Consider the following 11102-nt stretch of genomic DNA (forward strand, 5'->3'; position numbering starts at 1 on the left):
GTCTTACCAGTCTATGCTTGTGTTCGGTTTGTTTTCTTTGTAAATCGTTAAATATAGCTTGCAAATCATATTGAAATGATTGAGCGTAATCTTCTCTGTATTTGTGAATTTCTTCTACTATTTCGTTTTTGTACATAATTAAGTCTCCTGATTATATCCTATGAGTTCATAAGGTGTACAAATAACTGGTAAAACATATCCAAGTTCAGAGCTAATTTGTGATAGCTTGCGTTGGATTTGGGCATTTGCCATATGTTTGCAGTTCCATGTTAGCAGATAGTCTAAGCCATAGACTGTTGCCAATGCTATATGCAGAGCATCGTTTGATGCTTTTGGTGGGAGATTACTTTGGTTGAGGAATGCTTGGGCAAGCTCTAGAGCCTCTTCTGTGAGTTCAAGAAGCATGAAGGATTGTAACATACTCAACCTTTGAGATGCGATCGCTGGATCTCCCCTAGCTGCTTCATCCTCAACAATTTCTGAAGCATAGATTATGAATGAACTACGATTTTCATTCCACCAGTCTTGTGTAATCTTGATGTTGGCAGCAAGAATAAGGTTGTCTGTTGGTCTAGCGGTCAAGTGACCTAAGATGCTGGTTTCAATGTAGACGCTTTCCGTCACGGCAACTTATGATTCCTTTTGCTCCAAACTATCCCCTTAACTTATACTATTGATGGTTTTAGCCTCCCACATGAACTAAAACAATCATATTTACCAGTGAGTTATATAATTTATACGTTAATAGTCATTGTCAGCCACACAAATACCTTTACATTTAATACCGTTCGTAGCAGTGCGCTGACAATGAGAACATAAAACTTTTTCGTTTTCTGTTTCTTTATTTAAGTGATACCTGTGCTGAATAAAGCGATCGCGACACCCGCCGTAAGTATCAGTCTTATAAAAAGAGTGCGTTATGTTTCGTTAATGTAGCCTACAATAATAGCGATCGCACTTGACCATATTTCACACCTTACATTCCATAATACTTACTGCTGAATCCTACTGACAGAGGTGCGCCATCATACTGGCAGGATATGCTGACCTTTAACTTCCTCTTGTGGTCGTAATAGGTGTGAAAGTGCGTCTGTTTGCGGACTAGTTCTAACTCGGATGGATTAATACTAAGTACACCCAAGATTTGCTCAGAATCGAACGGGCGGCTTTGACTCCACGGTGCAGTCTTTTTGAGTTCAACATCTACATAATTGATGACTCAAAGTGAACTCGCTGCTAAGATTAGTTCCAGCCAACCTCGCATTGCTAAAGCTGAAAATGGCGATGCTTCAGTATCAATTGAATTGTTGATCCGAGCAATGTTAGCAACAGGTGCAACTCCTCAAGATATTGGGCAGGTAATTGCTGGTGTGGGATAAAAGCAATTCAATGCTAAACTCTCAAACCTCATCTCTGCGCCTCTGCGTGAAATACTTCAACAAGGAAACAAAACAGTTCCCAATTTTTCCCGCCCCAAGCGATCGCTCACTTTCCCCCGACAAACAACCTGAACCCCATTAATATAAACCCCTTGGACAATCTCATCCGAGCCACGCTTAACCATCCGAAGTTCACCATCTAAAACTGGATCTGATATCTGCACTTGCGGGCTAATTGGCTGATTTAAAGCATTGGGATCGAGTAAAACTATATCCGCTTTCGCACCAACTTTCAGAACTCCCGTATCAAGACCAAACCAACCAGCAGGTTCTCCCGTAACGCGGCAAATTGCAGCTTCCGGTGAAAGGAATTTCGTTGCAACTGCTTGTTTTAGCAAAGACAAAGCTCCATCATAGTAGCCCAGGTTACGGACGTGAGCGCCAGCATCGGTAAAACCAGGCAAAATATGAGGATGCTGCATCATCGCTAAACGGGGTTTTAGGCGATCGTTTGCTCCTGTTGCCACCCAGCGTAAATCTGTGTCGTATTTTTCTAATGCGTGAATAAAGAAATCCACTGGTTCTTGTTGCTTTTGACAAGCAATTTGGGCAAAACTTAACCCTTGCCAACTTGCTTCGGGACAGTGAATAACTTCCATCAAATCTAACCGCCGATGGAATGATTTACGCCTTTTACTGAGCCATTCTTGGCGAAACTGACGACGAAATATTTCTGATGCCCATAGTTGTTGCCTTTCCTGTCGTGACTGACAGCCATTGAGTTGTGCGCCTGTGGAGAATTCTTCAAATAAGGGAGTCACAGATCCATCAGAGTAAATGGTGAAGGGTTCGGTTAGGGTTTGAAAGCGGACATTACCATTTAGAAGCCGATTCCAAATAAAAAGTAGGGGGGAAAATATTCGCCATAGGTTGCGATTGTGTACGGCATCTAAAGCAGAGAGAACAGTTAGCCGCAGTGGTTTTTGTCCAATCCCTGAACCTATACGCAGAATATCCACAAAGGAAGCAAGTCGTTGTAAATTGGGGGTGACTTGAAAAACACGTTGGCTACGTCGACAGAGATTAGCCAACATCGCATACTCTTTAAATTTGGCGTGTTGAGAGGGAATTGTACAGCCTTGCCATTCTCCACTCATCCGATGCCAGGGAAACATATCAATAGAAATGCCAATAAAGCCAACATCTAAAGCATCTCTGGCTATGCGCTGCATAAGTTTTAGTTCAAATTTTGTCGGCTGAACCTTTAAACTGCGTTCTAATCCCATCACATGAGCGCGTAAAGCACTGTGTCCAAACATTGGGGCAACATTGGGGCCAAGGGGTAACTGTTGCAAATGCTGTAAATATTCTGCTGGTGTCTGCCAGGAAACCGACTTTTGTAGCCATTTTGCAATCAGCCGATGGGAAAGTGTCTCTACCCTCTGAAAAATATCAGCCAGGATTTGGGGTTGTGCGATCGCAACAGACAAGCTACAGTTACCAATGACCACGCTGGTAACACCATGACGCACTGATTCACTCAATCCTGGTGCAATTTCTAACTCTAAATCGTAGTGGGTGTGAATATCTATAAATCCAGGTGTCACCCATAACCCAGAAGCATCAACCACTTCACACGCTGGGGTAGTTAAGGAGGGTGCAAGGGTGACAATGCAGCCGTTTTGAATGCCGATATCTCCGCGCACAGGTGGAGAGCCTAAGCCATCGAAAATTAACCCGTTTTGAATCAGTAAATCCAACATGATTTTTTCCCTTGCCTTCCTTGCAAGTTTTAGGGCATGGCTTTGAGATTTTCTAGCACTTGATCAATAAAAAGTTTGTTTATGTTAGCCTCATATCTTCAATTCCAACTTCAGCGTGTATAAGGTTGTGCTGTAGTAAGGTCAGGTATAATCCTGTAATGCTTGATGTTGAAAGTACATAGCGTAGCTCCTCTGCCAACAGCGCAAGCGGCAATCAAAGCATCAAGTAAGCCTAAATTATCTGATAGGTGATAGCTGGTGAAATTTGAGAGAGCAAATGCACAGTCAGTTTCACTAGGCCAAATTACAGTTAGGGGAGCAACGAGCTTGAGAGTATTGCAGACTCGTTGGGTATTTTGAGCATTTTGGATGAGTTCCATAACAACAAAGCCAGGAATACTCGGTACTTCTGGAAGGCTGGCAAACCAAGCAATTGCAGGAGTGTGACCGCGCTGAATGTCAATCAAAATGTCTGTATCCAATAAGTACATTAAATTTACCTATGATTGCTCCCGTGTTTCAGCCTGATGGCGCAACTCACGAGCATAGGCTTGACTATCAGTAATATCGGGGCGTGAATTGATTACACCTTCATTTTGCCAGTATGTAACAAGTTCTGCTCCAGTTTTGGGTAAATTATCTACAGATTTTCTTGTAAATAAAATACGTAAAATATATTCTGATAAGGGTAAATTGAGTTGAAAGGCTTCAGTGTAAAGTTCGTTTTCTAGTTCTGCTGGCAGGTTAAGGTTAAGACTCATCTGGCTCTAGTTTTTAATTTTTATCTTAATATTGATGGTAGCTTGAGTGGAAAAAGATTGCCTGAAATTGTTTTGAAATAGCGTAGGCGCAGCCCGTCGTAGACATCGCTTGGGGTTGCAAAATTTAACTGTTACTCATAAATCATGATTGAGTTTAGCAAGGCTACACCTAACATTTTGCGATTTTTACCGACTTTGCTCCACAGCCTTTGCTGCAAGAATCTGTTATGTTGATGTTGTCATCAAGCCGAGTCAGATTGCCAATTATTTGAATACTTGTTAAAGATAATATTCTTTTTAGTAATTCTGTCTTTTGTTCCTCACTCAAGATTACAGGACGTTTTCCATATATTTTTTCTTTTATACTCGATTGAAGATCGGGTCTAAGTAACCCTAAATCAAATTTTACTCTATCGCCGTTGTGAGAAATTGGCAAAAAAGAATACTCATCTTTGCTGTCGAACTATTGCCTACTTACATAAGTGTATTGTCCAGTGTGTTCGCCATGAAAAGGGTATTTTAAATGCCTTTCCCATAGGTCAGAGTTCTTGTTTTGGTAGTCCTTTTGAAACTCTTCAGGTAGTCCTTGCGGGTTATCCGCCCACTCGGCTACGTGATCTACAACAAAAACTGTGTCTAGCTGAATAGTTCCTTTATCGGCAGCATCTCCACTACAGAATAACAGATATGATCCTGCTGTGACATAGGCATGTTTTGACGATTCTTTTCTTCGTAATTGCGTGGCATGACAGTATGAATATAGCCACCTTTCTGAAAATACAAAGGGGTCTTCATTCCCATACGGTTCATCCACCCAAACATAACCTTGCCAATCTGTGAGTTGGTTCTTAATAAAAGCTTTACCTTGGACTTTAGTTTTGTTCCTTGCGTAGTCAGGATGAAATATTAAATAATGTAGTGGCTTCATAAGTAACCTCAAATTCAAGCAACATAACTATTATCTGGTAATCGGTAATTGTAGGATAAACCTTATGCCGTTCCACCCTGATGCTCAGTTTTCACCCAGTGCGTAGTTTACCGCCGTAGGCATCGCTCATTCTTCCGATTTCCTCACTTAAATTTATGCAACACCATATCCTGTATATTGCCTGACATTTTGCGGGTGAAATCCTAAGACAATTTTATCTTTAGGAATTCCGGCAGCTTCTAATTCGTAGGTAACACCATCTTCTGTATCATCCCGTTGTACCCAGATTTTGCCATCAATAATGTCAATATGAACTAAGCAACCGTGAATTCTTTTAGCACCGTCCCAACCAATAGTTATCAGCAAATAGCTGTCATTTTCACTATCAAAAACTGTTTTACACTCAATAACTGCATAAGAATAAGGGATTTGTGTATAAGGTACTAACACCTCTTTGATGATGCGTCGATAGTTATCTAAGGTATCCATTGGATAATCCTCTCAGTTTCAGGATTGAAAACAAGTAAATTTAAATTTTCACTTTCTATTAAAAGTGTACCAATTGGTTCCTCGAATAAAGCTGTGAATACGCTGTCACGCACTGCTAGGTATAATATTCTATCAGGTTCTAGGCGACTGATAACAGCACGATACAGAATAAATCCGCCGATGGCATTTTTGAGGTCTGCCATTTCTGAAGGACTGACAAAACTTTTAATTTCTACGGCTATTTTTTTAGTTCCTTGTTCTGCGGCTAAAAGTTGTTTTGCTCCTAAATCTACATACATATCTTTTTGACCCCATTTTAAATGTAGGGGGTCATCTGTAATTATCCAACCTTCTTTAATTAAGGAATTTTTAACAGCATCGTGATAGATATCTTTTGCAGGCATCTTAAATGTTATTTTATTTTTTGCTAGAATCACTGTCAGGATTTTGACCACGATGTTCAGTTTTCATCCAGTGCGATCGCTCCCTTTGCACACACATTTTTAATGTTGTCACAATCATCACAGGAATCCAATGCACCATGTATAATGACCCTTGAATTGTTGCCCAAAGTAAAGACCATCCTCGTAAATTTTGAAATTGGTAAAGTCCAGCAATAAACGCAATTGTCAGAATGATGCTAAGTAGTGCTTGCAATGGAAACAGAACGGGATGATGGCTATAAAATATTGTCCAAATTAAGTCAGGTATTAGTCCAATTGGCATAAGCTGTAAATTAAATTAGCCAAGACTGAACTTTCATTTTTAGCCGGAACTAGTACACATTTTCCCTCGCTATTAAAGGCTAAACCGTGGTAAGGACAAACAAGAGTTTCTTTATTAACATATCCTAGAGAAAGACGAGCGCCACGATGAGGGCAAACGTCTTGCCATGCTAAAACTTTGTCGCCATTATGCCAAAGCACTACATCTGAGCCTAATAAGCGCTTGTGCAGGACTGTTCCAGGTTGGAGGTCTTGCGATCGCGCTATTACATGCCAATCATTCAGCAAAATCTGGTCTTGCACCATGAGTATCGACATCCGTCAGGTAAAATACTTATATCTTAATCATCCTGTGGAAAAACTATCAAAGCACTTTTAGGATTTGTTAACAGATAAATGTCCGATCTGCACCTATGCAAAAACTCAAAGTGGCGAGAAATTCAGGTTAATGTATAAGTCTTATAAGTTTATCAAAGCGATGGAAAACAAAACAATGGAGCCGCAAACCCCAACTCAAATACAGCAGGATTTACTGATAAAAGCTTATGCTGCCTTCAACGCCCGTCATATTGATTCCGTTCTCGCGTTGATGCACTCTGATGTGGAATGGGCGAATGGTATGGAAGGCGGATATGTTCGCGGCCATGCGGCGGTGCGTGATTATTGGACTCGCCAGTGGAGCTTAATCGATCCTCATGTTGAACCTCAAGGTTTTCAACTTCATGAAAGTGGGCGGATAGTAGTTCATGTTCATCAAGTAGTGCAGGATCTAGATGGAAACTTGATACACGAGCAAATGGTTCAGCATATTTACACTATCGAGAATGGATTAATCCGACAAATGGATATTCAGGTTTTGTGAATTAAGGAGCCTTGGTTTTAATCTTGTGCAGTTTTTCAACAACCATATTTATATTGTTACAACAGATGGTTATTTGGCTGGCGCAGATTTGCAAATAGCAACATTTATTTCCAGAAATCACGGTGAAATCAGTCCAGCCAGTTTCTAGATATTGCCATGCCTGATTACCATCTAGAAACCAGTCAACTTTATATGCCTCATGGCTCAGGACTTGTTTGATTGCTGCACCTAAATCTACTTCATCCTCAACTAATATAAGCCAATACGCTTGGGTTAAGGCTATACCTCTTTGTCAAAGTCAATTTTTTTAACGAACCGCAGAGGCGCAGAGAACACAGAGAGAAGAGAGAAATGCTTAACTGAACTGTATTGTAATATAAGCCTCATTGTCAGTTTTACCCCACCCTAACCCTCCCCGTATGTATTGGGGAGGGAACTAGATTCTTGTTTTCCCCATCGCTTCATTGTTAATTTGGAATAAATTGCATCACCCCTGAAGTTAGCAAAGTCTATTTACCAGAGGGAAGCTTTAGTTCAATGCCTAATTTGCTCCCTATTTCCATAACATTTAAGTTGAATTTGGTTAATGTTGACATAGGTTCTATTTTATTATTGCCTTTTCGACTTCTTCGCAAATTTTCACCCAGGCTTGGTTACGTTCTGCCTTATTTAGAGTATCGAGGGGTTTATTTGGAGGGTGAGCAGCTTGGTATTTTTCAATGTCGGTTTTTCTGTATGAGCTTGCACTAATTGGAATCCAGATAATGGTTAATCCCTCTTGTTCGGCTGCGTTGAGTAAGGGGGGGAGCTCATGTTTGTCGATGAAATCAGAGCCTATAAAGTCAGGGCTGACTAGCAGGATAGCAACCTTAGCCGTGGCTAATGCTTTTTCAATCTCGGCTTTCCATTTTGCGCCAGGTTTGATTTTGGTGTCATCCCAAACGATGAAACATTCTGCACGAATATAGGGTTTTAGTTGTTTTTGTAGTTCTGTTAAGTATTGTGCATCTTGATGACTGTAGCTAATAAATATTTGGTTTCTGATGCTTTCTGACATAATTGGTTCCTTAATGGGGGCTGGTTCAATAATTCCTTTGTCTATTTGTTGTCTTTGTCGAGTTCTTATATCTTCATACCCATCAAGTAGTTGACGCAAATCGAGTTTTAATTTTAGTTTGCCGATGGTGATTGTGCTTTCACCCATTGTCTCAAGTCCGAGAAGTTCTTGGTAGTCGAGGGGCGGATGTTTGGGGTGATTGGGAACGGGAACCCATTCGGTGATTTCGAGATTGGGAAGACTTTTGTGGATTTTTTGGAAGACATCGCGGAGAATGCCGAGAAATAAGCGGCGGGTTTCTTTGCGTCCGCTAATGGTGATGAAAATTTTTTTGTCTTCGGGATCGGCTTTGATCCGAGCAATGTTGTAGATTTCGTTGTTTTCTTGATATTGCAGCATTACGCCACTGCGCCAATAGATTTGGTTATGAATTTTTTGGTGGCTGATGACGATGAAGCGGGAGATGATGCTTTCAGGGAGAACTTTGTAATGGTATTGAAATTCCAGGGTTTCGCCGTGGAGTTCTGTTTCGTCTGGTTGGTCTTTAGGTAAAAGTCCTGCAATCAGAAATTGTGGTGGCTGACATTCTAATTCAAAGCAAAGCTCAAATTCCTTCATCAGTCCGATCAGATAGCGGTGACGCGCTGTGGGGTATCGCTCTGAATTGAGGATGTGGGTGAGATCGGCGGGGGTGAAAATGCCTTTGGTTTGAGTTTTGAGGTTTTCATCGCTCAGGAGCGCGTAAATGCCTTCTGTCACCCAGTTTGGTTTGAGGACATTAGTATCTTTGAGGATGGGATGATCGCGGAAGTTGAGAACTAAGCCGAGTCGATGCAGCAAGTCGATTAGTTGCTCTTGGTTTTGTTCTTCGGGAATCTCTTTTTGGTGGCAGATGCCGATGTAGCGGTTGTAGCTGATGAAGTCTTCTGTCATGGATTCGAGTTGTTGTTTAACCTCAAACCATGTCAGGGGTAGAAGGTCGTAAACTTCTTTGAGGTTGCAGACTTGCTGCAAAATTGCGGTGCGAAGTTCATCAATGCCGATATTATCTTGGCAAGAGGTTTCGATAATCGCTTGGATGTTAGGATATTTTTCGCGTAATGCTTTGCGGTTGATGTCGAGGGGTTGTTCGTCTTTTTTGTTGCCAACGATAATCACAGGGGACTGTCCGCCGAAGCTTTCGATTAGTTTTAGCCAATATTCGATGCGGTTTTCTTCTTCGCTAGTGCGACAATTACAAACGAGGAGATAGAGGCTGCGTTTAGTCAGAAAAAACTGATGGGTGGCATGATAAATTTCCTGTCCGCCAAAGTCCCAAACATTCAGGCGGATGTCTTTGCTATTGACCTGCACGTTCCAAGTTTCCACATTGAGTCCGTCGGTTTGAGGTTGATTATTATCATATTCATCGCGGATTAGTCGCTCTATAAGGGATGTTTTGCCGACGCTGCCTTGTCCGATGAGCAAGAGTTTGGCTTCGTGTAATGGTCGAGTTCCACTTATGCGAATTTGCTTCCAGTAATTAGAAATCTCTTTTACATCTTTTGAATTAAGAATTTCTAATGGAATATGGGTTATTTTGTTGCCACTGAGGTGAAGCTGCGTCAGATTGGTTAAATTAGTGATCGCCTCTGGAATCTGGGTTATTTTGTTGTCACTGAGGTAAAGCTGCGTCAGATTGGTTAATTTAGCGATCGCCTCTGGTATCTGGGTTATTTTGTTGTCACTGAGGTAAAGCTGCGTCAGATTGGTTAAATTAGCGATCGGCTCTGGTATCTGGGTTATTTGGTTGTTATAGAGGTCAAGCTTCGTCAGATTGGTTAAATTAGCGATCGCCTCTGGTATCTGGGTTATTTTGTTGCCACTGAGGTGAAGCTGCGTCAGATTGGTTAAATTAGCGAGCACCTTTGGAATCTGGGTTATTTTGTTGTCACTGAGGTCAAGCTTCGTCAGATTGGTTAATTTAGTGATCGCCTCTGGTATCTGGGTTATTTGGTTGAAACTGAGGTCAAGCTCCCTCAGATTGGTTAATTTAGCGATCGCCTCTGGTATCTGAGTTATTTGGTTGATATAGAGGTGAAGCTGCGTCAGATTGGTTAATTTAGCGATCGCCTCTGGAATCTGGGTTATTTGGTTGTCACTGAGGTGAAGCTGCGTCAGATTGGTTAAATTAGCGATCACCTCTGGAATCTGGGTTATTTGGTTGCTATCGAGGTGAAGCTGCGTCAAATTGGTTAAATTAGCGATCGCCTTTGGAATCTGGGTTCTTTTGTTGTAACTGAGGTGAAGCTCCCTCAGATTGGTTAAATTAGTGATCGCCTCTGGAATCTGGGTTATTTGGTTGCTATCGAGGTGAAGCTGCGTCAGATTGGTTAATTTAGCAATCGCATCAGGTATTTCAGTTAGTTCTACTCGAATTAAGATAAGTTCCTCTAAATGTAGTATTTGCGTTACTACATCGGGAATGCTCTCTAAAGGATTGCCACTAATATCCAACTTACGCAAATTAGGCAAACCCAATAGTTCAAGTGGAAGCATTTTTAAATTGTTGCCCGAAACCTTTTGGAGATAGCGGCTTCCTACGTCTTCATAACCTTCAACTTTCTTTCCCAAAATCAAAGACTCAAGCTGCTGCAACTTACCAATTTCTACAGGTAACTCAGTCAACTCCTGCCCCGACAAGTCTAACTCTTGCCAACCCTCAGCCACGGCGCGATCTATCAGTACCAATAACTCATCCTGCGTCATAATTCCAAGGATAAGGATAAAAAGAAAGAAGATTGATAATAAGATGATCTTAACTGATTCAAGAAAAATGCTAAATTATTACTTTTTGGCGATCGCGCTGACTTGTCAGTTAACTGTTTGGGATATTGCGGATTTAGGCGAGCGCACATATCTAAATTTGGTTTCTAGCTATCTCTGTCATTATACCTGCGCTCAATTTTTGGCATTGTTTACAAAATCGAGCGATCGTAAGTCGGAAAATACTTCATCTACCAAAGATTTGCGGTGCGTTACGCTGGCGTGACAAAGCTAAATTGTTGCAATCATGGCGATGCCTACGGCGGGCTACGCTTACCCATTTGTTATTTCGGCGTACTCATTTGTTATTTCGGCGTACTCATTTGTTATTTC

General features: G+C 41.3%; 14 protein-coding genes. 3 read left to right on the plus strand and 11 right to left on the minus strand.

The window, feature by feature from the left end; all coding sequences use genetic code 11:
• Nucleotides 1–138 precede the first annotated feature (138 nt).
• Entirely contained in the window at nucleotides 139–624 is a 486-nt protein-coding gene (locus RMY63_RS35890; RefSeq protein ID WP_322733263.1) for a type II toxin-antitoxin system VapC family toxin, read from the minus strand.
• A 590-nt stretch (nucleotides 625–1214) separates the two neighbouring features.
• On the opposite strand from RMY63_RS35890, the gene RMY63_RS35895 reads away from it, so the two are divergent.
• Entirely contained in the window at nucleotides 1215–1379 is a 165-nt protein-coding gene (locus RMY63_RS35895) for a helix-turn-helix transcriptional regulator (protein WP_322733264.1), read from the plus strand.
• A 56-nt stretch (nucleotides 1380–1435) separates the two neighbouring features.
• Here RMY63_RS35895 and RMY63_RS35900 read toward each other — a convergent pair whose 3' ends face one another.
• The 9 genes from RMY63_RS35900 to RMY63_RS35940 all read right to left on the minus strand — a co-directional run bounded on the left by RMY63_RS35900 (nucleotide 1436) and on the right by RMY63_RS35940 (nucleotide 6351).
• Nucleotides 1436–3142 (minus strand): D-aminoacylase, encoded by a 1707-nt coding sequence (locus RMY63_RS35900; RefSeq protein ID WP_322733265.1) that lies wholly within the window; start codon nucleotides 3140–3142, stop codon nucleotides 1436–1438.
• Between the two features lie 110 nt (nucleotides 3143–3252).
• Nucleotides 3253–3633: a PIN domain-containing protein gene (locus RMY63_RS35905; RefSeq protein WP_322733266.1), complete on the minus strand. Its 381-nt coding sequence runs from the start codon at nucleotides 3631–3633 to the stop codon at nucleotides 3253–3255.
• Between the two features lie 9 nt (nucleotides 3634–3642).
• Nucleotides 3643–3903, minus strand: coding sequence for a hypothetical protein (locus RMY63_RS35910; RefSeq protein WP_322733267.1), 261 nt, complete (start codon nucleotides 3901–3903; stop codon nucleotides 3643–3645).
• Between the two features lie 169 nt (nucleotides 3904–4072).
• Nucleotides 4073–4339, minus strand: a complete 267-nt coding sequence (locus RMY63_RS35915) for a hypothetical protein (protein WP_322733268.1) — start codon at nucleotides 4337–4339, stop codon at nucleotides 4073–4075.
• Nucleotides 4340–4366: 27 nt separating this feature from the next.
• The gene (locus tag RMY63_RS35920) at nucleotides 4367–4831 is read right to left on the minus strand and encodes a hypothetical protein (protein WP_322733269.1); all 465 of its coding nucleotides are present in this window, start codon (nucleotides 4829–4831) and stop codon (nucleotides 4367–4369) included.
• A 153-nt stretch (nucleotides 4832–4984) separates the two neighbouring features.
• Nucleotides 4985–5320 (minus strand): XisI protein, encoded by a 336-nt coding sequence (locus RMY63_RS35925; protein ID WP_322733270.1) that lies wholly within the window; start codon nucleotides 5318–5320, stop codon nucleotides 4985–4987.
• The gene (locus RMY63_RS35930) at nucleotides 5308–5724 is read right to left on the minus strand and encodes a XisH family protein (protein WP_322733271.1); all 417 of its coding nucleotides are present in this window, start codon (nucleotides 5722–5724) and stop codon (nucleotides 5308–5310) included. Before RMY63_RS35930 ends, RMY63_RS35925 begins: the two co-directional genes overlap by 13 nt.
• 13 nt (nucleotides 5725–5737) lie before the next feature.
• Nucleotides 5738–6046, minus strand: coding sequence for a hypothetical protein (locus tag RMY63_RS35935; protein ID WP_322733272.1), 309 nt, complete (start codon nucleotides 6044–6046; stop codon nucleotides 5738–5740).
• Nucleotides 6031–6351, minus strand: coding sequence for a Rieske (2Fe-2S) protein (locus RMY63_RS35940; RefSeq protein ID WP_322733273.1), 321 nt, complete (start codon nucleotides 6349–6351; stop codon nucleotides 6031–6033). Before RMY63_RS35940 ends, RMY63_RS35935 begins: the two co-directional genes overlap by 16 nt.
• Nucleotides 6352–6523: 172 nt before the next feature.
• Here RMY63_RS35940 and RMY63_RS35945 point away from each other — a divergent pair, with 172 nt between their 5' ends.
• On the plus strand, nucleotides 6524–6907 hold the full coding sequence (locus RMY63_RS35945) for a nuclear transport factor 2 family protein (RefSeq protein WP_322733274.1): 384 nt from the start codon (nucleotides 6524–6526) through the stop codon (nucleotides 6905–6907).
• A gap of 601 nt (nucleotides 6908–7508) precedes the next feature.
• Here RMY63_RS35945 and RMY63_RS35950 read toward each other — a convergent pair.
• Complete coding sequence (locus tag RMY63_RS35950; protein WP_322733275.1) at nucleotides 7509–10712, minus strand: leucine-rich repeat domain-containing protein; 3204 nt, start codon at nucleotides 10710–10712, stop codon at nucleotides 7509–7511.
• Between the two features lie 67 nt (nucleotides 10713–10779).
• On the opposite strand from RMY63_RS35950, the gene RMY63_RS35955 reads away from it, so the two are divergent.
• Nucleotides 10780–10995: a hypothetical protein gene (locus tag RMY63_RS35955; protein WP_322733276.1), complete on the plus strand. Its 216-nt coding sequence runs from the start codon at nucleotides 10780–10782 to the stop codon at nucleotides 10993–10995.
• Nucleotides 10996–11102: the final 107 nt, after the last annotated feature.

Origin of the sequence: Nostoc sp. ChiQUE01b (genome assembly GCF_034531255.1) — a bacterium.
Taxonomy (GTDB): domain Bacteria; phylum Cyanobacteriota; class Cyanobacteriia; order Cyanobacteriales; family Nostocaceae; genus Nostoc.